Here is a 19,993-nt window from a genome sequence, read left to right as displayed (position 1 = left end):
CCGGCGCCCGGCTCAGTAGTGATCGCGGGGGGCCAGGGGCGCAGCTCAAAGCAATTGCTTCGCGAGGAAGCGGGGTGAACTACTTCTCGATGATCGCGAGCACGTCGCGAGCCGAGAGGACGAGGTACTCCTCGCCGTTGTACTTCACCTCGGTGCCGCCGTACTTGCTGTACAGCACGATGTCGCCGGTCTTGACGTCGAGCGGCAGGCGCTCGCCGTTCTCGAAGCGGCCCGGACCGACGGCCAGGACGACGCCCTCCTGGGGCTTCTCCTTCGCCGTGTCCGGGATGACCAGGCCAGAGGCGGTGGTCTGCTCGGCGTCGAGCGGCTGGACCACAATGCGGTCCTCGAGCGGCTTGATGGCAACCTTGGAGCTGGTGGTCGTCACGATCCGACCTCCCCCTTCGGAGATCACGGGGTTGACTGTCTGAGGTGGCGACCAGGTGGATCCGTCGTCGCGGGTGCCGGACCTGCCCGTCGCTAGTTGGCACTCTCCCGGGGGGAGTGCCAGACCTGAGACTATGACCGCGATTAGCACTCGGTCAAGCGGAGTGCCAATCGCCGGCGGCGCGTCGGCGGATTTCCCGGTCACCTCCCGGGCGCGATGCCCTGGCGCAGCCCCGGGGCGGTGGCCCCGGGGCTGCCGCCACCGGAACCCGTTCCGGCCTGAACGGCTTCACCCCCACGCGTGGACGCGCCGGGACCGCCCGGCCCGGCTGCGCGGCGCCCGCACCGCCTCCCCCTGCCACTGCGCGCTCCCCGCTCCGCCCCGTCCGTCGTCGGCGGTGGCGTCCCCGGTCGGCGCCACCGACCGGCCGGCCGAGGCGGGCGGTGTCCGCCCGGGTCGCGGGACCGGTGCGGGCGGAGGCCGCCTGCGGGCCGCGATCGGCCTGCTCCCGGCGCGGGGCGGCCACGCGACGGTGACGGCGGCCCGCTCGGGCGCACCGATGCCGCTCGGGCCGGCGGCTGTCCTCCCCGCACGGGCCCGCGGCTCAGGTGCCGACCGGGCTGCCGCTCCCGCTTCTGGCACCGGCGGCCCTGGCGTGGACCCGCGGGACCGTGCGGGCCCGGCCGGCCCTCGGGCGGCGGGCCCGCACGGTCCCGCGGGTCACAGGTAGTCCTCGAGCCGCCCCACCGTCAGCCCCCGGCCCTGGATCTCCCGCAGCAAGGCTGTCGTCCGGTCCCGCAGGGACGGGCCCGTCGGCTCCCGTGACGCCAGCGCCACGATGTCGCCCGGGCGCAGCCGGTTCTCCCCCTCCGCGAAGGTCAGCCCGTCGCCCTCCACGGACGCCCGCCACAGGACGACCGCCGAGACACCGCAGTCGGCGGCGGCGCGCAGGGTCGTCGTGTCGTACGTGCCGTAGGGAGGGCGGAAGAGGCGGGGGCGGATGCCGAAACGGGACCGGAGTTTGTCCTGCTGGCCGCAGATCTCGGCGCGCTGGCCGGCGTACGGCAGGCCGCGCAGGGCGGGGTGGTCGAGGGTGTGGTTCTGGATGCTCGCGCCGACCGCCTGGAGGCGCGCGAAGTGCCCGTACCCCGGCCCGACGACACTGTCCGTGAGGAACATGCTGACCGGGAGCCGCAGTTCGCGGACCATGTCGACGAACCGCGGGTCCCGTTCGGCGCCGTCGTCGTAGGTCAGGAAGACGACCCGGTCGGTGGTGGGTACGCGGCGCACCACGGGCAGCGCGCCCGGACCCGCCGCTCGCGTCACCGGGGACCGGGCGGGCGGCTCCGGGGCGGACGGCAGCGGGGCCGTCAGGCCCCAGCGGCGGTACGCGGGCTTCCCGGCCCCGTCCGGCACGGGGGAGCCCGCCCGCCCGGCCGCCGTCCCCCCGGGCCGTTCGACGGGCTCGGCGGGGCCGGCCGACCGGGCGCAGCCGGTCAGCAGGACGGCGGCCACGAGTGTCCCCGCCAGTGGCCACCGCCGCCACCTCACAGGTAGTCCTCCAGGCGGGCCACGGCGTAGCCCTCGGCCGTGACCTTGTTCAGGAACCGGCGGATCATGTCCGGCATCGTGCCCTTCCAGTCCTCCCGGCCCCGGAAGTGGCTGAGCACGATGTCGCCGGGGCGGATCTTCCGGTCCCACTCCCGGTACTCCCAGCGGTCGACGAAGACCTCCTCGTTCCACAGGGGGGCGTACCTGATGCCGCAGGCCTTCGCCGCGCGCAGGGTGTCCCGGTCGTAGTTGCCGAAGGGCGGCCGGAAGAGCGTGGGCCGCTTGCCGTAGCGCCGCTCGATCACGTGCTGCATGCCGCAGATCTCGCGCTTCTGGCGGGCGTACGACAGCCCCGGCAGGTAGGGGTGGCTCAGGGTGTGGTTGTTGAGCCCGACGCCCGCGTCCCGCATCTTCGCGAAGTAGCCGTAGTCCTCCCTGACCAGGTAGTCGCTGAGGAAGGCGGTGTACGGGACCTTCAGCTGGCTCATCATCCGCAGGAACGCCGGGTCCTTCTCGGCTCCGTCGTCGATGGTGAGGAAGACGACCTTGTGCCGGGTGGGGATGGTGGTGAAGACCGGCGGGAGGTTCGATTCCCGGTGGCCGTCGACCTCGAAGCCCTCACGTGTGGTGATCCTGGGTTTCACCGCGGGGGGCGGCGGGGGCGTCAGCGGGACCTTCTTCAGGCCCCACCGCTTCGCCGCGGCGACTCTGGCCGCCTGCTGCGCGGCGCGCACCTCGGCCGCCTCCTTGGCGCCCTGCTGGCCGGGCGCCGGCGGTACGTCGGGACCGGTGCCCGACGCGCAGCCGGCGGCGAGGGCCGCGGCGGCGAGTACGGCGAGGCCACTCCGTACCGCCGCAGATGACCGACTTTTGTATTTTTGTCCTACCGTTCGCATGGTGCCGGATCCTCGCAGGCCGCCCGCGCGCGTTCCGGGCGACACCGCCGCCGCGAGCGGACCGTCCACCGACTGGCCCACAATGAGCCGGTGAACGACCTGGCTCTCCTCCTCACCCCCGAAGGCCGTGCCCTCCTCGACGAGGTGCGCGACACCGACCCGGCCGACGAGCTCGCCGTCGCCACCCGGCTGCGCCGCGCGCACCCCGCCGCACTGGTGTCGGCGGCGCTCGGGCAGGCGCGGCTGCGGCAGCGGGCGGCGGCGAAGTTCGGGGCCGGGGACGCCGGGCTGATGTTCTTCACGCCGAACGGGGTCGAGCAGTCGACCCGGGCGAGCGTGGCGGCGTACCGGGCGCGGCGGCTGAGGGAGCTGGGTGTGACCTCCGTGGCCGACCTGTGCTGCGGGATCGGCGGGGACGCCGTCGCGTTCGCGCGGGCCGGGATCCGGGTGCTGGCGGTGGACCGCGACCCGGTGACGGCGGCGGTGGCCCGGGCGAACGCGGACGCGCTCGGCCTCGCCGGACTCGTCGAGGTGCGGGAGGCGGACGTCACGGAGGTCGACACGGCCGGGTACGACGCCGTGTTCGTCGACCCGGCGCGGCGCGGCGGCCGGGGCCGGATCTTCGACCCCGAGGCGTACTCGCCGCCGCTGTCCTGGGCGGTGGGCGCGGCGTCGACCGCCCGGTGGGCCGCCCTGAAGGTCGCCCCGGGCATCCCGCACGAGGCCGTTCCCGCCGGGGCCGAGGCCGAGTGGATCTCGGACGGCGGGGACGTGAAGGAAGCGGTGCTGTGGTTCGGCACCGAGCCGGGGGCGGTCCGCGCCACCCTGCTGCCCGGCCCGCGCACCCTGCTCGGCCGGGGCCTGCCGGACCCCCCGGTCCGCCCCGTCGGCCGCTACCTGTACGAGCCCGACGGCGCCGTCATCCGCGCCCACCTGGTCGCCGAGGTCGCCGACCCGCTCGACGGCGGACTGCTCGACGCCACGATCGCCTACGTGACCTCCGACGAACTCCGCCCGACCCCGTACGCCACCGCCTACGAGATCACCGACCGGCTGCCGTTCAACGTCAAGAAGCTGAGGGCGCTGCTGCGGGAACGGGAGGTCGGGGTCCTGACCGTGAAGAAGCGGGGGTCGGCGGTGGAGCCGGAGGAGCTGCGCCGCAAGGTGCTCCCCAAGCAGCACGGGCCGAACGCGGCCACCGTGTTCCTGACCCGGGTCGCGGGGGCCCCGACGATGCTGCTGGGCCACCGGACGGGGTGACGCCCGGCGCACGGGGACGGGGGGCGACCGCGGTCGGTGCCCGGTGCCCCGCGCTCACCCGCACTCCGCCGCCCGGCGGAGCAGCAGGTCCCGTTCGCGTTCGTTGCGGGTCAGGTCCGCCGCGCGGGCGAACTCCGCGCGCGCCTCCGCTCCGCGCCCCAGCCGCAGCAGCAGGTCCCCCCGCACGCTCGGCAGCAGGTGGTAGTCGCGCAGGGCGGGTTCGGCGGTCAGCGGCTCCACGATCCGCAGGGCCGGTTCGGGTCCCTGTGCCATCGACACCGCGACCGCGCGGTTGAGTTCGACCACCGGGGAGGGCGTGCGGGCGGCGAGCAGGCCGTAGAGCGTGGCGATCCGGGGCCAGTCGGTCTCCTCGTAGGAGTGCGCGATCGTGTGGCAGGCGGCGATGGCGGCCTGGAGGACGTACGGGCCCGGGGCGCCGGCCGTGGTGGCGCCGGCGCGGTCGAGGGCGGTGATGCCGCGGACGATGAGCATGCGGTTCCAGCGGCCGCGGTCCTGGTCCCGGAGGAGGACGGGCTCACCGGAGGGGCCGGTGCGGGCGGCCGCGCGGGAGGTCTGGAACTCCAGCAGCGCGGTCAGGCCGTGGACCTCCGGTTCCCGCGGCATCAGCGCGGACAGGACGCGGGCCAGGCGCAGGGCGTCCTCGCACAGGCCCGGGCGCAGCCAGTCGTCGCCGGCCGTGGCGGCGTACCCCTCGTTGTGAATCAGGTAGATGACGTCGAGGACGGAACCGAGGCGGGCCTCGCGGTCGGGGCCGTACGGCACCTCGAAGGCGATGTTCCGGGCGGCCAGCGTCCGCTTGGCGCGGACCACGCGCTGGGCGACCGTCGGCTCCGGGACCAGGAACGCGCGGGCGATCTCGGCCGTGGTCAGGCCGCCGAGCAACCGCAGGGTGAGCGCGGTGCGGGCCTCGGCGGACAGGACCGGGTGGCAGGCGGTGAACACCAGCCGGAGCAGGTCGTCGTCGATGCCGTCGGGGTCGGCGGGCTCCTCCGGCGGTGCCGCGGCCGGCAGGTCCCGGCCGATCTCGGCCAGCTTGCGGGCGTAGTTCTCCCGGCGCCGGACCAGGTCGACGGCGCGGTGCCGGGCGGTGGCCATGAGCCAGGCGCCCGGGTTGTCGGGGATCCCGTCCCGGGGCCACTGCTCCAGGGCGGCTACCAGCGCGTCCTGTGCCAGCTCCTCGGCGATGCCGATGTCCCGGACGATGCGGGTGACGCCGGCGATGATCCGCCCGGACTCCATGCGGAAGACGGTCTCCACGGTCGCGCGCGGCTCCTCGGCGGGGAGCCGCGGCGCGGTGGGCCGCCGGGCGCCGGAGGGCTGGGGTGCGGCGGGGGGGCCCGGGGCGGCGGCGGAGGGCTGTGGGGTCACAGCCCTCATGCAACACCCCCGGCGGGCCCGGGACCAAGCGGAATCAGCGGGGAGATCAGCCCTCCGCGATCTCCCGCACCTCGCAGGTCACGGTCCAGTGCGCCTCGTGCACCTTGAGGAACCGCCTGGTCCACTCCAGCGCCTCGGCCTTGTCCTTGCACTGCATGATCGCGTAGCCGCCGACGACCTCCTTGGACTCGGTGAAGGGCCCGTCGGTGACCGAGATCCCGCCGCCCTCCCAGAGCACGCGGGTGCCCTGCGCGGTGGGCGTCAGCCCGGCGGTGTCGAGCAGCACCCCGCTCTTCGTCATCTCCTCGATCAGCTCCCCCATGCGCCGCATCAGCTCGGGGCTCGGGCCCTCGGCGGGCGCGGTGCTCTCGTCGATCCTCACCAGCGACAGGTAGCGCGGCATGGTGGCTCCTCCTGCGGTACGGGCCGGGTCCTTCCCGGCCTCTCACCGGTGCGTCGATCAGGAGACGGCCGGATCGACACGCACGCCGGAACATTTCGAAGAAAGGGCCGCGGTCAGCGCAGCGACTTCCACAGCTCGCCCGCCTCCGGCTCCTCGGCCACCACCCGGTTGCTGTCCGAGGGGGCCGGCACCACCGGCATGGTCACCGTCGTCACCTCGTTCGCGGACAGCCCCCGCAGGCTCTCCCCGAGCCGCATCAGCTCGGTCAGCGAGTCGAGTCCGGTGTCCGTGGTGAGGCTGCCGGTGACCGCGTCGGCCACGCTGTACAGCCGGGCCGGGTCGGAGAGCAGGTCGGTCGAGGCGATCTGCTCCAGCAGCGCCTTCACCAGCTTGTGCTGGAGGCCGATGCGGCCGAGGTCGCTGCCGTCGCCGACGCCGTGCCGGGTGCGGGCCAGGGCGAGCGCCTGCGCGCCGTCGAGTTCGTGGGTGCCGGCGTCCAGCGTGAGGTGGCTGTCCTCGTCGTCGATGTCCTCGTCCGTGGTGACGGTGACCCCGCCGAGCGCGTCCACGAGCTTCGCGAAGCCGGCGAAGTCGATCTCGATGTAGTGGTCCATGCGCACGTCGGTGACCGACTCGACGGTCTTGACCGCGCACACGGCCCCGCCCACCGAGAACGCGCTGTTGAACATCGCGTACCGCTCGGCCGTCGAGTCGCCCGACGGCAGCGGGCAGGAGGGCCGGGCGACGAGGGTGTCGCGCGGGATGCTGACCACGGTCGCCGCCGTCCGGCCGGCGTCCAGGTGCACCACCATCGCCGTGTCGGACCGGGCGCCCTCGCTGCTGCCGCCGCCGAGTTCCTGGTTCTCCTTGCCACTGCGCGTGTCCGAACCGAGGACCAGGATGTTCAGGGAGCCGGTGGGCAGCGGGGAGGCGGCGGCGGTACCGGACGAGGACGGTGCCGCCACCGCCCTGGGCGGGCGGTCGTCGCCGAGCGCGCCGTTGATGTCGACGCTCCTGATGTTGCTGTTGAGATGCCAGTACGCCCAGCCCGCCGCCGCGACTCCGAGCACCAGCACTCCCGCCAGGGTGAGACCGGCGGTCCTGAGGACTGTCGACCGGCGGCGCGCTCTTCTGGCCGCGTCCCCGCTCTCGTCGTTGCTCTCGTCATGTCCGGTCACAGACATGAACATAATTCCGATTTATTACGTGCAGGAACCTCCTACCTGCATTCCTTCGGAAATTCTCAGACTTCTCGCCCGGAAGCGAGCATTCCGTGACGGACCGTCATCCCAGGGTCACCGTGGGCACCGGATTGCTGCCGCTCCACGAGCCGTTGAACCCGAAGGTCACCGAACCCCCGCTGGGCACCGACCCGTTGTAGGAGGCGTTGGAGCAGCTGACCACCGCGCCCGACTGCGAACAGGCCGCGTTCCAGGCCTGGGTGACACGCTGCCCCGCGCCGAAGGTCCAGCCGGCCTTCCAGGACGACAGCGCGGCTCCCGTGCAGGCGATCCTGACCTGCCCGGTGAAGCCGGTGTCCCACTGGCTGGTGACGCTGTAGGCCGCCGTGCAGGCACCCGTCGGCGGGGTCGTGGTCCCGCCGAGCGCCTCGGCGATCGCGTGGTACGCCGGTTTCGGCGCGTAGTTCTCGTCGTACGGGGTCGCCGCGCCCTGGCCCGGGAAGGTGTCCGGGATCCAGGAGTCGGAGTCGGTGAAGCCCCAGACGGTGACACCGACGCAGCGCGCCACCGCCACGCAGGCGTTCACGACCGCCTTGTAGTCGGCGGCCTGCCGGGTCAGTTTCGCGCTGTCGGAGGGGAGTTGCATCCGGATGTCCAGCTCGGTGATCGCCACGTCGACACCGAGGTCGGCGAACCGCTGGATGTTCTGCTGGAGGGTCGACGGCACCTGGCCGACGATGAGGTGTGCCTGGAGCCCCACCCCGTCGATCGGGACTCCGCGCTCCTTCAGGGACTTGACCAGGTTGTACAGGGCGGTGCTCTTCGCGTTGACGCCCTCGACGTTGTAGTCGTTGATGTACAGCCTGGCGGCCGGGTCGGCGGCGCGGGCGGCGGTCAGGGCCTGCGCGATGTAGTCGGCGCCGAGGCCGTTGTACCAGAGGGTCTGCCGGTAGGTGCCGTCCTCGTTGAAGGGCTCGTTCACCACGTCCCAGGTGGCGAGGCGGCCCTTGTAGCGGCCGACCTCGGTCGCGATGTGGTCCTTCATCAGCTGGCCCAGCTGGGCCGGGGTCCAGGTGCCGTTGTCCAGCCAGCCGGGGTTCTGGCTGTGCCAGACCAGGGTGTGACCGCGCACCTGCTGCCCGTGCGCCTCGGCGAAGTCGACGATCCGGTCGGCCTCGGCCCAGTCGAACGTGCCCCGGACCGGTTCGACCGAGCCCCACTTCATGGCGTTGCCGGGGGTGAGCGCGTTGAACTCGCGTCCGGCGATCTCGCCGTAGGTGCCCGTGAGCTTGGACCCGGTGACCGCCGTGCCCATGACCTTGCCCTTGGCGGCGGCGAGGTCGCGCAGGGGCCCGTCGGCGGCGTGGGCGCCGGTCGTACCGGCGGCGAGCAGGGCACCGACGGCCGTGAGGCCGGCGAACAGGGCGGTGCAGCGCACGCGCAGGGAGGATCTGGAGGGGGAGGTTCTGGAGGTGCTCATTGCGGGGGCCTCCGAAAGTTTCGGTCGTCCAACCGATTGACTTCGGAGGAGTGTGGGCGGACCCGCCCCACCCGTCAATACGTCGACTTCCGGCCACCCGAGCCGCACCGGTCACGCCGGGGGCGCTCCGGTGCTCGCCCGCACCACCAGACTCGTCGCCAGCTCCACCCGGGTCGCCGCCGCGGCGCCCTCCTCCCGCCCGAGGTCCAGGACCAGTTTCGCGGCCGCCTCCGCCATCTCCGTCAGCGGCTGCCGCACGGTCGTCAGCGGCGGGCCCACCCAGGGCGCCACCGGCAGATCATCGAACCCGACCACGCTCAGGTCCTCCGGGATCCTGAGCCCGAGCTCGCGCGCGGCCTCGTACAGACCGAGCGCCTGGAGGTCGTTGCCGGCGAAGACGGCGGTCGGCCGGTCCGGCCGGCGCAGCAGCTCCAGCCCCCGCCGGTAGCCGGCCTCGTGGTGGAAGTCGCCGGCCACGATCAGCCCCGGGTCCACCGGCAGCCCGGCGGTCTCCAGGGCGGCCCGGTAGCCGTCGACGCGGGCGCGGCTGCACATCATCCGGGACGGCCCGGTGATCGCGCCGATGCGGGTGTGCCCGAGGTCGACCAGATGCCGGGTGGCGGCGAGCCCGCCCTGCCAGTTGGTGGCGCCGATGGAGGGCACGTCGGCGCCCGGGTCGCCGGCCGGGTCCATCACGACGAACGGGATGGAGCGGCTGTTCAGCAGGGCGCGCTGGGACTCGTCCAGCCCGGACAGCACGAGGATCACGCCGTGCGGGCGGCGGGCGGCGACCTGGTCGGCCCAGGTGCGCCCCGGGGTGAGCCGCCCGGCGCTCTCGCTGAGCACCACGCTCAGCCCGGCGTCCCGGGCGACGTTCTCCACGCCCCGGATGACCTCCATCGCCCAGGCGCTCTCCAGCTCGTGGAAGACCAGGTCGATCAGGGGCGACCGGCTGGCCTCGGCGCGGCGGCGCCGGTAGCCGTGGGCGCGCAGGAGTTCCTCCACCCGGCTGCGGGTCGCCGGGGCGACATCGGCGCGGCCGTTGAGGACCTTCGAAACTGTCGGCGCCGAAACGCCGGCCTCACGGGCGATCTCGGCGAGCGTCGCGGTCTGCGCGGACCGTGCGGCCGGGGGGGTTGTCGTCCGGGTTTCAGCGGGCTCCGGGGGTGTCATGGCGGCGATCGTATCCCTGCACGACCTCTTGACGAACCCCTCCCACCGGCCTAGGTTCCCAAAACATTCGACTTGCATCTCGAAACATTCGCGAGAGGGCCCTCCACCCCGACAGGAGTTTCATGACCACCGCCCCCTGGCGTGACCCCGCTCTGCCCGCCGCCGCCCGCGTCGACGACCTCCTCTCCCGGATGACCCTTCAGGAGAAGACCGCCCAGCTCTACGGCGTCTGGGTGGGCGCCAGCACGGACGGCGACGGGGTCGCACCCCTCCAACGCGAGATGACCGCCGACTTCGACTGGGACGAGCTGATCACCCACGGCCTGGGCCAGCTCACCCGCCCCTTCGGCACGGCGCCCGTGGACCCGGCGCTGGGCGCGCAGGCACTGGCCCGCGCCCAGCGCCGTATCGTCGAGGCCGGCCGCTTCGGCATTCCCGCGCTCGCCCACGAGGAGTGCCTGGCCGGCTTCACCGCCTGGCAGGCCACCGCCTACCCGGTCCCGCTGGCCTGGGGCGCCACCTTCGACCCCGGGCTGGTCGAGGAGCTGGGCCGCCGCATCGGCCAGGACCTGCGCTCGGTCGGCGTCCACCAGGGCCTCGCCCCGGTCCTGGACGTCGTACGGGATCCGCGCTGGGGCCGGGTCGAGGAGACCATCGGCGAGGACCCGTACCTGGTGGGCACGGTCGGCTCCGCCTATGTGCGGGGTCTGGAGTCGGCGGGGATCGTCGCCACGCTCAAGCACTTCGCCGGGTACGCCGCTTCCGCCGGCGCCCGCAACCTGGCCCCCGTGCGGGCCGGCGTCCGGGAGTTCGCGGACGTCACCCTCCCGCCGTTCGAGATGGCCCTGCGGGACGGCGGCGCCCGCTCGGTGATGGCCGCGTACACCGACACGGACGGCGTACCGGCGTCCGCGGACCCGGGTCTGCTCACCGAACTCCTGCGGGACGCCTGGGGGTTCACCGGCACGGTGGTCGCCGACTACTTCGGTGTCGGCTTCCTGCGGACCCTGCACCGGGTGGCCGGGACCGAGGCGGAGGCGGCCCACGCGGCGCTCGCCGCGGGCATCGACGTCGAGCTCCCCACCGTGAAGTGCTACGGGACACCGCTCCTGGAGGCGGTCCGGGCGGGCGAGGTCCCCGAGGCCCTGGTCGACCGGGCGGCCCGGCGCGTCCTGCTCCAGAAGTGCGAACTGGGCCTGCTGGACGAGGACTGGGCGCCGGAGCCGGCCGGCCGGATCAGCCTGGACTCGGCGGCGAACCGCGCGCTGGCCCGCCGGCTGGCCGAGGAGTCGGTGGTGCTGCTGGACAACCCGGACGGTCTGCTCCCGCTGGCCCCGGACACCAGGATCGCGGTGGTCGGCCCGCGCGCGGCGGACGCGCTGGCCATGCTCGGCTGCTACTCCTTCCCCTCCCATGTGCTCACGCACCACCCCGAGGTGGCGACGGGCATCGAGATCCCGACGCTGCTGGAGTCGCTGCGCGTCGAACTGCCCGACGCGAAGGTCACGTTCGCGGAGGGCTGCGGGGTCTCGGAGCCGGACACCACGGGCTTCGAGGAGGCGGTGGCCCGCACCGCCGAGGCGGACGTGTGCGTGGCGGTGCTCGGTGACCGGGCGGGCCTGTTCGGCCGGGGCACCTCCGGCGAGGGCTGCGACGCCACCGACCTGCGCCTGCCCGGCGCGCAGTCGGCGTTGCTCGACTCGCTGGTGGCGACGGGCGTCCCGGTCGTGCTGGTGCTGCTGACCGGCCGCCCCTACGCGCTCGGCCGCTGGCACGGCCGGCTCGCCGCGGTCGTCCAGGCGTTCTTCCCGGGGGAGGAGGGCGGCCCGGCGGTCGCGGGGGTGCTGTCGGGCCGCGTGAACCCCTCCGGCCGCCTCCCGGTGAGCGTCCCGCACGTCCCCGGCGGCCAGCCCTGGACCTATCTCCAGCCCCCACTGGGCCTGGCGGGCGAGGTCAGCAACCTGGACCCGACCCCGCTGTACCCGTTCGGACACGGCCGCGCGTACACGGAGTTCACCTGGGAGGACTGCACCGGCGGCGCGGAACCCGCGACGATCGGCACGGACGGCTCGTACGACGTGTCGGTGACGGTCCGCAACACGGGCGACCGCGCGGGTGCCGAGGTCGTGCAGCTCTACCTCCACGACCCGGTGGCCTCGGTGACCCGCCCGGACGTCCGTCTGATCGGTTACCAGCGGCTGGAGTTGGAGCCGGGCGAGGGCCGCCGGGTCACCTTCCGCTTCCACGCGGACCATTCGGCCTTCACCGACCGCTCCGGCCGCAGGGTGGTCGAACCGGGCTCGCTGGAACTACGGTTGGCGGTGTCGAGCGCCGACGTGCGGCACACGGCCCGGCTGACCCTCACGGGACCGGTCCGGGAACCGGGGCCGGACCGCAGGCTGCGCTGCGAGGCGGAGGTGTCCGGCGTGGCGTGAGCCCGGCGCCGGGGGCACGGGGGACGCGATGAGCCGGTACGTGCACGACGAGCTGCGGGCGGCCATCGCCGCGGCGGCCGCCCTGGCCGTCACGGCGGTGGTGCTGTACGCGGTCCGCGGGCTTCCGGAGCCGTCCGGCAGGTGGTGGCTGCCCTGCGCCGTGCTGGTCGTCGTCGTGGGGCTGTGGGCGCCGGTGAAGGCGTCCCGGCTCAGGTGGGTCGGCAGGGCACGGGAGTACGAGGCCGCCGTTCCCCTGGCGGGCCCGCCCCCCGAGGGCGACTCCCTGCGCCGGCGGCCGGTCCGCCCGCGGGTGTTCGCCGGATTCCTCGTCCTGTCGCTGGCCGTGACCCTCCTGTGGGAACCCGCCCTCGTCCTGCTCCTCGTGTGGCGGGCGCTGTCCTGGCTGACCGACAGCCTGGTCGCCGCCCGCTGGGAGCGCCGGCACGGGGTGCTGCTGTGGCGGGGGCACGACGAGGACGACCCCGGGAAGCTGTCCTGCTCCCCGGTCAGCGGACCGCCACCGACTCGAACCGCCACCGGTGCACCGCCCGGGTGACCAGGTCGCCCGCCGGCTCCGGCAGTTCGGGCAGCGCGGCGTCGTAGTCCGCGTCCCACCAGGTGACGACCAGCACCCGGTCCCCCGGCGCCCGGAAGGTCTCCCGGCGCAGGGGCGCCCCGGGCAGTTCCTGGCTCCGCGCCCAGGCCAGCAGGTCCGCGCCCCGCCCCTCCGCCGCCCTGGCCTCCCACATCAGGGCGACCGTCACGGGTACAGGTTCCCCTCGCCGGCCTCGTGCGCATGGTCGTGGGCCGGGACATGCGGCTCCGTCACCGGCAGCGAGGAGTCCGCCGACAGGTCCCAGCCGGACGCCGGCCGGTTGCGGGCGACCATCTCCGCGCCCAGCGCGGCCACCATCGCCCCGTTGTCCGTGCACAGCTTGGGCCGCGGCACCCGCAGCCGGATCCCGGCCGCCTCGCAGCGCTCCTGGGCGAGGACCCGCAGCCGCGAGTTGGCGGCCACCCCGCCGCCGATCATCAGGTGGTCGACGCCCTCGTCCTTGCAGGCCCGCACGGCCTTGCGGGTCAGCACGTCGACGACCGCCTCCTGGAAGGAGGCCGCCACGTCCCGCACCGGCACCTCCTCCCCCGCCGCCCGCTTCGCCTCGATCCAGCGGGCCACGGCCGTCTTCAGCCCCGAGAAGGAGAAGTCGTACGCCGCGTCGCGCGGGCCGGTCAGGCCGCGCGGGAAGGCGATCGCCGCCGGGTCGCCCTCCTTCGCGTACCGGTCGATGACCGGGCCGCCCGGGAAGCCCAGGTTCAGCACCCGGGCGATCTTGTCGAAGGCCTCGCCGGCCGCGTCGTCGATGGTGGCGCCCATCGGCCGGACGTCGGAGGTGATGTCGCTCGACAGCAGCAGGGAGGAGTGCCCGCCGGACACCAGCAGGGCCATCGTCGGCTCCGGCAGGGCGCCGTGCTCCAGCTGGTCCACGCAGATGTGGGAGGCGAGGTGGTTGACACCGTAGAGGGGCTTGCCGAGCGCGTAGGCGTACGCCTTGGCCGCGGAGACACCGACCAGCAGGGCGCCGGCGAGCCCCGGACCGGCGGTGACCGCGATGCCGTCGAGGTCCTTCGCGCTCACCCCCGCCTCCTTCAGCGCGCGTTCGACGGTCGGCACCATCGCCTCCAGGTGCGCCCGGGAGGCGACCTCCGGCACCACCCCGCCGAAGCGGGCGTGCTCGTCGACGCTGGACGCGATCGCGTCGGCCAGCAGGGTGGTGCCGCGGACGATGCCGACACCGGTCTCGTCGCAGGAGGTCTCGATCCCCAGGACCAGGGGTTCGTCAGCCATGGATCTCGGTTCCTTGTACGTCGGGTGCGGAGGGGGCGCTCGGGGCGGGGCCGCTGTCGGCCGCGACGGCCAGGCGCATCACGAGCGCGTCCACGTTGCCCGGCTGGTAGTAGCCGCGCCGGAAGCCGATGGGCGTGAAGCCGAAGCGCTCGTAGAGCTTCTGGGCGCGGACGTTGTCCACCCGGCACTCCAGCATCACTTCGGCGCACTCGAAGGCGGTGGCGGCCCGCAACAGCTCGGCCAGCAGCCGGCTGCCGAGGCCGGTGCCCTGGTGGTCGCGGGCGACGGCGATGGTCTGCACGTCCGCCAGTCCACCGGCACAGGCCAGTCCCGCGTATCCGACGATCCGCCCGTCACCGTTCTCGGCGACGACGTACCGCCGGGTCGACTCGGCGCCCCGGGAGTGGGCCAGTTCGGACCAGAACATCCCCCGCGACCAGGCGTCCTCGGGGAAGAGGTCCCGCTCCAGTTCGAGCACGGGGTCGATGTCCCACCAGCGCATCTCGCGCAGTCGAGGGGTCACGCTCGCTTCGGTCACTTCGGGGTGACCACCTTGTAGTTCTTGGGGACCTGGGCGTCGGGCCGGCGCAGGTACAGCGGCCGGGGCGCGGGGAGTGCCCCGCCGGTGCCGAGCCGCTCGGCCGCCAGCGCCGCGAGGGCGGCGGCGGAGACGTGCTCGGGCGGGTGGGCGACCGGGAAGGTGTCCGGGTACAGCAGCGCGCCCGCGCCGACGGCGGGCAGTCCCGCGACCCGGTCGGCGATGTCGGCGGGCCGGTCCACGGCGGGGTCGGTGAGGCGGGTGCGCGCGTCGGCGTACTCGGCCCAGTAGACCTCCTTGCGCCGGGCGTCGGTCGCCACGACGAACGGCCCGGTGCCGAGGCCGGCGGCGTACGCGAGGCCGTCCAGCGTGCACACGCCGTGCACGGGGACGCCGAGCGCGAGCCCGAAGGTCTCGGCGGTCATCAGACCGACGCGCAGTCCGGTGTAGGGGCCGGGACCGATGCCGACGACGATGCCGGTGAGCGCGTCGAGCTTCAGACCGGCCTCGGCGAGCACCCGGTCCACGGCCGGCAGCAGCAGCTCCCCGTGCCGGCGCGCGTCCACCTGACTCGACGCGGCGATGACGTCCGTGCCGTCGTGCAGCGCGACGGTGACGGCGGGGGTGGCGGTATCCAGAGCGAGCAAGAGCACGCAAACAGCCTACGGCTCTCCCGCGCCCGGCACGGACGTCCCGGCCGGGCGGCCACCTGCTGCTACCTTCGCCACGAAGCGCGGCGTACGACACAGAGGTGGCAGACCGTGACAAGCAGCAGCGCCGGATTCGTGGCCGGGCTCACCGTGGCGGCCGTCGCGGGCGTCGGCTTCCTCGCCTACCAGGCCGCCGCGAGCGTCCCGGCCGGCCCCGGCCGGCCGGGCGCGAGCAGCTCGCCCGCGGCGGCCGCACCGAAGGCCTCCCGGGACCGGAGCGACCCGGCGGCCCTGCCCGCCGCCTCCGGCGCGGGGGCACGGGTCGTGTACTCGGTGGACGACGACCGGGTGTGGCTGGTGCGAGCGGGCAACAAGGTCGAGCGGACCTTCGAGGTCACCCCCGGGACCGTCGACCCGAAGCCGGGCACCTACGCGGTCACGTCCCGCTCGAAGTCGATCATCGGTACCGACGGCACGCCCATCGAACACGTCGTCCGCTTCACCAGCGTGGACGGCGTGTCCATCGGCTTCAGCGCGGCGGTGGCCGGCCCGCGGCCGAACCCCGGCCGGGGCGGGCGCACGGGCGGCATCCGCGAGTCCCGCGCGGACGGCGAGGCGATGTGGCGGTTCGCGACGATCGGCGAGAAGGTCGTCGTGATCCGCTGACCGGCTACGCGGCCTCGCGGTGCTCCCGGACGGGCCGCGCCGTCTGCGGGTCCGGCAGGCGGGGCGGGGTGGACACCGCGTCCGCCGCGGCGCAGGACGCCAGCAGGTCGCGCATGGACACGCCGGCGACGACCGCGGGGGACCGCGGCTCCGGCTTGCTCTCGGTGGCCGACATGGACGCCTCCTGAAGTTCGGGGGGCGGGCGTAGTTAGGTAGACCTAACTACGAAGTGGGTACCATGTGACCACGCCGAAGACGCAGAACGCAATATTTTGCCGACGTCTTGTCGGAACATTCATGGACCGGCCCGGGGACCGCCATCACCTCGCACCGGCAGGACCCGACCGGGGCTCTTCATCACGCCGACAGCACACTCAGGTCCGCCGCCGCCCAGCGCTCGCCGCGCCCGGTCAGCGTCACGTGCCGCACCTCGTCGGTGGTGTCGCCGACGGCCCGGTGGATGACGACCTCCAGCCGGTCGTCGGTCAGCTCCTCGACCTTGCCCTCGCCCCACTCCACGACGACCACCGACCCGGGCAGCGAGACGTCGAGGTCCAGGTCCTCCATCTCGTCCAGCCCGCCGCCCAGCCGGTAGGCGTCGACGTGCACGAGGGGCGGACCGTCCCCGAGCGACGGGTGGACCCGGGCGATCACGAAGGTCGGGGACGTGACGGCACCCCGGACCCCGAGCCCCTCACCCAGTCCCCGGGTCAGTGTCGTCTTGCCCGCGCCGAGCTCCCCGGTGAGCATCACGAGGTCGCCCGCGCGCAGCAGTTTGGCGAGCCTTCGGCCTAGCTCCCGCATCTGTTCGGGGGAGGTGACGGTCAGCTCGGTCTCAGCCGGGTCGTGCGGCGCCGCTGGTGCTTCCATAGCCACTTACGGTAGCTCCTGCCGGCACGGCACCCGCGCGGGTGAGCAGGTCGGCGAGGCGGTCGGTGACCACTTCGGGGTGTTCCAGGATCACCAGGTGCCCGGCGTCCGGGACGAGCACCAGCTCGGCCTCCGGCAGCAGGTCGGCGATGGCCTCGCTGTGCTCGCTCGGCGTGACGAGGTCCCCCACCCCGGCCAGTACGAGCACCGGCATGTCCTGGAAGAGGGCGAGCGCCTCGGTCTTGTCGTGGTCGTTGAACGCCGGATAGTACTCGGCGACCACGTCGATCGGCGTGCCCTCGATCATCCGCTCGGCGAACCGGACGATCGCCGGGTCGACGTCCCGGGACGCGAAGGAGTACCGCTTGATGATCCCGGCGAACAGATCGGCGGTGGCCCGCCGACCCTTCTCCACCAGCTCCGCCTGCTGCCCCAGCGCCTTCAGCACCCCGGGCAGCACCCGCCGTACCGCGTTGACCCCGGCGACCGGCAGCCCGAAGTTGACCTCGCCGAGCCGCCCGGACGACGTCCCCACCAGCGCCACCGCCACCACCCGCTCCCGGACCAGCTCGGGGTACTGGTCGGCCAGCGCCATCACCGTCATCCCGCCCATGGAGTGCCCGACCAGCACGATCGGCCCCTCCGGCACGGTGGCGTCGATGACGGCCTTCAGGTCCCGGCCGAGCTGCTCGATGCTGACCGGCACCCCGTCCTGCACCTGGGCCACGCCCCGTCCGGACCGCCCGTGGCTGCGCTGGTCCCAGTGCACGGTGCGCACCACGCCCCGCAGCGCCGCCCGCTGGAAGTGCCAGGAGTCCTGGCTCAGGCAGTAGCCGTGACTGAAGACGACGGTCACGGGCGCGGGTGCCTTGCGTCCGAAGAGCCGGCGCCGCCGGGGCTCCGGCCCGCCCTCCGGTTCCACGTCGTCGACCTCGTAGTACAGCTCGGTGCCGTCGTCGCCGTACGCCTTGCCGGGCATGCCGCGCAGGGCGCCGTACGGTCCCGCCGAGTCCAGCGCGAGCTGGGCCTTCCTGCGCATCCCGCGGCCGACGGTGAGCCGCTCCAGAGCGACGCCGGCGGCCGCGCCCGCGGCGACCACCCCTATCGCCGCGCCCGCGAGGCCGGTGGCCCTGCGCCATCCGCCGGTCGCCCCCTCGGCAGCGGAGGCGACGGCCGCCGACGCGACGCTCGCGACGACCTCCGCGCTGCTCTCGCTCACGTACCGCTCCTCTTCGCCGACTGCTGGGCCGGTGATGCCTGTGGTGAATGCCGATGATCCCGGTAGTGCCTGTGGTGCTGGTGGTTCTGGCGGTGCTGGTGGTGCTGGTGATATCCCGTCCGTACCCGTTGGCGCCGTTCGGTACCGCTGGTGCCGTCCGGTGGCGCCGGCCCGGTCGGCGTACGGATGGTGCCGGAGGCACTGGGTGTCCGTGTCCCCGTGCGGTTACCCGTCCTGCCGCCGGTTCACAGCGACTTGTCACTCATTCACATAGACGCGGGGAACACGGGTTCCGATGCGTGTGACGATTTCGTACGCGATGGTCCCGGCGGCTTGCGCCCAGTCCTCGGCCGTGGGTTCACCGCGGTCGCCGGGCCCGAAGAGCACGGCCTCCGCGCCGGCCCCGGGCTCGTCACCGCCCAGATCGACGACGAACTGGTCCATGGCGATCCGGCCGGCCACGGTCCGCCACTTGCCGTCGATCAGCACCGGGCCGGACCCGGAGGCGTGCCGGGGGATGCCGTCCGCGTAGCCGACGGGCACCAGACCGAGGGTCGTCCCGCCCGGCGTGACGTAGTGATGCCCGTAACTGACGCCGTGACCCTCTGGAACGCGCTTCACCAACGCCATGGACGCCGACAGCGTCATCACCGGACGCAGCCCGAAGTCGGCGGGGTGGCCGATCTCGGGGCTGGGCGAGACGCCGTAGACGGCGATCCCGGTCCGGACGAGGTCGAAGTGGGCCTCGGGCAGGGTGAGCGTGGCGGGCGAGTTGGCGATGTGCCGCACCTCGGGCCGTACGCCCTCCCCCTCCGCGTACGCCACCATCTCCCGGAAACGGGTCAGCTGGGCCGTGATGGAGGGATGCCCGGGCTCGTCGGCGCAGGCGAAGTGCGACCAGAGCCCGGTGACCCGCAACAGCCCCTCGTGCTCGGCGCGCAGGGCCCGGCCGACCAGCGCGTGCCAGTCCTCGCCGGGCTGGCAGCCGTTCCGGCCCAGCCCGGTGTCGGCCTTGAGCTGCACGCGCGCGGGGAGCCCGGTGGCGCGGGCCGCCTCACAGACCTCGTCCAGGGCCCACAGCCCGCTGACGGACACGTCGAGGTCGGCCTCGATCGCCTCCCGCCAGGGCCCGCCGGGGGTCCACAGCCAGCACATGACGCGCCCGGGCAGCCCGGCGGCCCGCAGCGCCAGGGCCTCCTCGGGCGTGGCGGTACCCAGCCAGCCCGCCCCCGCCTCGACCGCCGCGCGGGCACACGCCACCGCCCCGTGGCCGTACGCGTCGGACTTCACCACGGCCATCAGGGCCGCTCCCGGCGCATGGGCGCGCAAGGTCCGCACGTTGGCCCGCAGGGCGGCCAGATCGATCTCGGCGCGGGCGCGCAGGGGCGCGCTCGGCGGGGTTGCTGTCTCACTCATCGCGCCCCCAGTGTCTCAGAGGGGTCCGCCAGCGCCTCCGGACGCCTACGCCCCCCCGTGTGCGGACGCAGGTCCGCTGATCATGCGATCACAGAAACGCGGGCCCCGCACAGGCCGGCGTCGCCGCGCGGCAGGGTCACCCTTTCCGCCGAGCGGCGCCCTGTCAGCCCGTCCGGCGTCGCCTCCAGCCCGTCCGGCGTTTGAGGACGGCGGCCCTTCAGGGCCGAAGCGGGGGTCCGGGGGCGGCAGCCCTCGGGGACGGGACGGGTAGGTGCGGCGGGGGCGGATCGAACCCGAGCCCGCCCCCACAGCCACCCGCCCCGTTCACTCACCCACTCCCCCACCTGAGGCCCGCCCCCCGCTCCCCCACCCGAGGCCCGTCTCCCACCCCCCCGGCTTCCGACTCCGACTTCCGGCTCCCGGCTTCCGGCTCCCGGCTTCCGACTTCGACTTCCACCCCCCGGCTTCCGACTCCGACTTCCGGCTCCCGGCTACCGGCTCCCGGCCTCCGGCTGCCGACTTCCGGCTCCCGGCCTCCGGCTCCGACTTCCGGCTCCCGGCCTCCGGCTCCGACTTCCGGCTCCCGGCCTCCGGCTCCGACTTCCGGCTACCGGCTACCGGCT

Annotated in this window: 20 protein-coding genes; 4 read left to right on the top strand and 16 right to left on the bottom strand. The window is 74.0% G+C overall.

The features are described 5' to 3' along the window. Nucleotides 1-79 precede the first annotated feature (79 nt). The 3 genes from groES to QQS16_RS25110 form a co-directional block, all read right to left on the bottom strand. Nucleotides 80-388 carry a co-chaperone GroES gene (gene groES, locus QQS16_RS25120; protein ID WP_003998759.1) on the bottom strand — a complete coding sequence of 103 codons (309 nt, stop codon included), beginning with the start codon at nt 386-388 and terminating at the stop codon, nt 80-82. A 720-nt stretch (nt 389-1,108) separates the two neighbouring features. Beyond that, the gene (locus QQS16_RS25115; protein ID WP_286064110.1) at nt 1,109-1,903 is read right to left on the bottom strand and encodes a polysaccharide deacetylase family protein; all 795 of its coding nucleotides are present in this window, start codon (nt 1,901-1,903) and stop codon (nt 1,109-1,111) included. A gap of 32 nt (nt 1,904-1,935) precedes the next feature. Further along, nucleotides 1,936-2,835: a polysaccharide deacetylase family protein gene (locus QQS16_RS25110; protein ID WP_286064109.1), complete on the bottom strand. Its 900-nt coding sequence runs from the start codon at nt 2,833-2,835 to the stop codon at nt 1,936-1,938. A 90-nt stretch (nt 2,836-2,925) separates the two neighbouring features. Here QQS16_RS25110 and QQS16_RS25105 point away from each other — a divergent pair, with 90 nt between their 5' ends. After that, entirely contained in the window at nt 2,926-4,095 is a 1,170-nt protein-coding gene (locus QQS16_RS25105; RefSeq protein WP_502963838.1) for a class I SAM-dependent methyltransferase, read from the top strand. Nucleotides 4,096-4,149: 54 nt separating this feature from the next. Here the strand turns inward: QQS16_RS25105 and QQS16_RS25100 are convergent, their stop codons facing one another. The 5 genes from QQS16_RS25100 to QQS16_RS25080 form a co-directional block, all read right to left on the bottom strand. After that, nucleotides 4,150-5,493 carry an RNA polymerase sigma factor gene (locus QQS16_RS25100; RefSeq protein ID WP_502963837.1) on the bottom strand — a complete coding sequence of 448 codons (1,344 nt, stop codon included), beginning with the start codon at nt 5,491-5,493 and terminating at the stop codon, nt 4,150-4,152. 46 nt (nt 5,494-5,539) lie between these two features. Beyond that, a complete protein-coding gene (locus tag QQS16_RS25095) occupies nt 5,540-5,896 on the bottom strand; it encodes a YciI family protein (protein ID WP_286064106.1) in 357 nt (118 codons plus the stop codon). Nucleotides 5,897-6,009: 113 nt separating this feature from the next. Continuing rightward, the gene (locus tag QQS16_RS25090; protein ID WP_502963836.1) at nt 6,010-7,080 is read right to left on the bottom strand and encodes an LCP family protein; all 1,071 of its coding nucleotides are present in this window, start codon (nt 7,078-7,080) and stop codon (nt 6,010-6,012) included. 100 nt (nt 7,081-7,180) lie between these two features. Continuing rightward, on the bottom strand, nt 7,181-8,557 hold the full coding sequence (locus QQS16_RS25085; protein WP_286064104.1) for a glycoside hydrolase family 10 protein: 1,377 nt from the start codon (nt 8,555-8,557) through the stop codon (nt 7,181-7,183). A 111-nt stretch (nt 8,558-8,668) separates the two neighbouring features. Beyond that, a complete protein-coding gene (locus QQS16_RS25080; RefSeq protein WP_286064103.1) occupies nt 8,669-9,730 on the bottom strand; it encodes a LacI family DNA-binding transcriptional regulator in 1,062 nt (353 codons plus the stop codon). 122 nt (nt 9,731-9,852) lie between these two features. Here QQS16_RS25080 and QQS16_RS25075 point away from each other — a divergent pair, with 122 nt between their 5' ends. Then, nucleotides 9,853-12,165, top strand: a complete 2,313-nt coding sequence (locus QQS16_RS25075; RefSeq protein ID WP_286064102.1) for a beta-xylosidase/alpha-l-arabinosidase — start codon at nt 9,853-9,855, stop codon at nt 12,163-12,165. A 28-nt stretch (nt 12,166-12,193) separates the two neighbouring features. After that, nucleotides 12,194-12,721 carry a hypothetical protein gene (locus QQS16_RS25070; RefSeq protein WP_286064101.1) on the top strand — a complete coding sequence of 176 codons (528 nt, stop codon included), beginning with the start codon at nt 12,194-12,196 and terminating at the stop codon, nt 12,719-12,721. On the opposite strand, the gene QQS16_RS25065 is transcribed toward QQS16_RS25070, so the two are convergent. The 4 genes from QQS16_RS25065 to tsaB are packed head-to-tail and all read right to left on the bottom strand — an operon-like array spanning nt 12,672 to nt 15,202. Further along, the gene (locus tag QQS16_RS25065) at nt 12,672-12,929 is read right to left on the bottom strand and encodes a hypothetical protein (RefSeq protein ID WP_286064100.1); all 258 of its coding nucleotides are present in this window, start codon (nt 12,927-12,929) and stop codon (nt 12,672-12,674) included. The genes QQS16_RS25070 and QQS16_RS25065 overlap by 50 nt on opposite strands. Beyond that, a complete protein-coding gene (tsaD, locus tag QQS16_RS25060) occupies nt 12,926-14,011 on the bottom strand; it encodes a tRNA (adenosine(37)-N6)-threonylcarbamoyltransferase complex transferase subunit TsaD (RefSeq protein WP_286064099.1) in 1,086 nt (361 codons plus the stop codon). The genes QQS16_RS25065 and tsaD overlap by 4 nt, the downstream gene beginning before the upstream one ends. Then, the gene (rimI, locus tag QQS16_RS25055) at nt 14,004-14,513 is read right to left on the bottom strand and encodes a ribosomal protein S18-alanine N-acetyltransferase (protein ID WP_286066442.1); all 510 of its coding nucleotides are present in this window, start codon (nt 14,511-14,513) and stop codon (nt 14,004-14,006) included. The genes tsaD and rimI overlap by 8 nt, the downstream gene beginning before the upstream one ends. Nucleotides 14,514-14,545: 32 nt before the next feature. Continuing rightward, nucleotides 14,546-15,202: a tRNA (adenosine(37)-N6)-threonylcarbamoyltransferase complex dimerization subunit type 1 TsaB gene (gene tsaB, locus QQS16_RS25050; protein ID WP_286064098.1), complete on the bottom strand. Its 657-nt coding sequence runs from the start codon at nt 15,200-15,202 to the stop codon at nt 14,546-14,548. Nucleotides 15,203-15,310: 108 nt separating this feature from the next. On the opposite strand from tsaB, the gene QQS16_RS25045 reads away from it, so the two are divergent. Continuing rightward, nucleotides 15,311-15,865, top strand: coding sequence for a hypothetical protein (locus QQS16_RS25045; RefSeq protein ID WP_286064097.1), 555 nt, complete (start codon nt 15,311-15,313; stop codon nt 15,863-15,865). 4 nt (nt 15,866-15,869) lie between these two features. On the opposite strand, the gene QQS16_RS25040 is transcribed toward QQS16_RS25045, so the two are convergent. From QQS16_RS25040 to alr, 4 genes are all read right to left on the bottom strand, one after another. After that, a complete protein-coding gene (locus tag QQS16_RS25040) occupies nt 15,870-16,040 on the bottom strand; it encodes a hypothetical protein (protein ID WP_286064096.1) in 171 nt (56 codons plus the stop codon). A 182-nt stretch (nt 16,041-16,222) separates the two neighbouring features. Continuing rightward, complete coding sequence (tsaE, locus tag QQS16_RS25035) at nt 16,223-16,735, bottom strand: tRNA (adenosine(37)-N6)-threonylcarbamoyltransferase complex ATPase subunit type 1 TsaE (protein WP_286064095.1); 513 nt, start codon at nt 16,733-16,735, stop codon at nt 16,223-16,225. Further along, a complete protein-coding gene (locus QQS16_RS25030) occupies nt 16,701-17,954 on the bottom strand; it encodes an alpha/beta fold hydrolase (RefSeq protein ID WP_286064094.1) in 1,254 nt (417 codons plus the stop codon). The genes tsaE and QQS16_RS25030 overlap by 35 nt, the downstream gene beginning before the upstream one ends. Before the next feature lie 258 nt (nt 17,955-18,212). Further along, nucleotides 18,213-19,370: an alanine racemase gene (gene alr / locus QQS16_RS25025; protein ID WP_286064093.1), complete on the bottom strand. Its 1,158-nt coding sequence runs from the start codon at nt 19,368-19,370 to the stop codon at nt 18,213-18,215. Between the last annotated feature and the right edge of the window lie 623 nt (nt 19,371-19,993).

The sequence above is a fragment of the Streptomyces sp. ALI-76-A genome (assembly GCF_030287445.1).
Taxonomy (GTDB): Bacteria; Actinomycetota; Actinomycetes; order Streptomycetales; family Streptomycetaceae; genus Streptomyces.
This window is presented reverse-complemented; position numbering and strand designations above follow the sequence as displayed.

Coding starts and splice junctions, on each gene's coding strand:
- QQS16_RS25090 (WP_502963836.1), bottom strand. CDS start 7,080: ATGTCTGTGACCGGACATGACGAGAGCAACGACGAGAGCGGGGACGCG.
- QQS16_RS25085 (WP_286064104.1), bottom strand. CDS start 8,557: ATGAGCACCTCCAGAACCTCCCCCTCCAGATCCTCCCTGCGCGTGCGC.
- QQS16_RS25075 (WP_286064102.1), top strand. CDS start 9,853: ATGACCACCGCCCCCTGGCGTGACCCCGCTCTGCCCGCCGCCGCCCGC.
- QQS16_RS25070 (WP_286064101.1), top strand. CDS start 12,194: ATGAGCCGGTACGTGCACGACGAGCTGCGGGCGGCCATCGCCGCGGCG.
- QQS16_RS25040 (WP_286064096.1), bottom strand. CDS start 16,040: ATGTCGGCCACCGAGAGCAAGCCGGAGCCGCGGTCCCCCGCGGTCGTC.
- QQS16_RS25100 (WP_502963837.1), bottom strand. CDS start 5,493: ATGAGGGCTGTGACCCCACAGCCCTCCGCCGCCGCCCCGGGCCCCCCC.
- rimI (WP_286066442.1), bottom strand. CDS start 14,513: ATGCGCTGGTGGGACATCGACCCCGTGCTCGAACTGGAGCGGGACCTC.
- tsaE (WP_286064095.1), bottom strand. CDS start 16,735: ATGGAAGCACCAGCGGCGCCGCACGACCCGGCTGAGACCGAGCTGACC.
- tsaD (WP_286064099.1), bottom strand. CDS start 14,011: ATGGCTGACGAACCCCTGGTCCTGGGGATCGAGACCTCCTGCGACGAG.
- QQS16_RS25110 (WP_286064109.1), bottom strand. CDS start 2,835: ATGCGAACGGTAGGACAAAAATACAAAAGTCGGTCATCTGCGGCGGTA.
- QQS16_RS25080 (WP_286064103.1), bottom strand. CDS start 9,730: ATGACACCCCCGGAGCCCGCTGAAACCCGGACGACAACCCCCCCGGCC.
- QQS16_RS25095 (WP_286064106.1), bottom strand. CDS start 5,896: ATGCCGCGCTACCTGTCGCTGGTGAGGATCGACGAGAGCACCGCGCCC.
- alr (WP_286064093.1), bottom strand. CDS start 19,370: ATGAGTGAGACAGCAACCCCGCCGAGCGCGCCCCTGCGCGCCCGCGCC.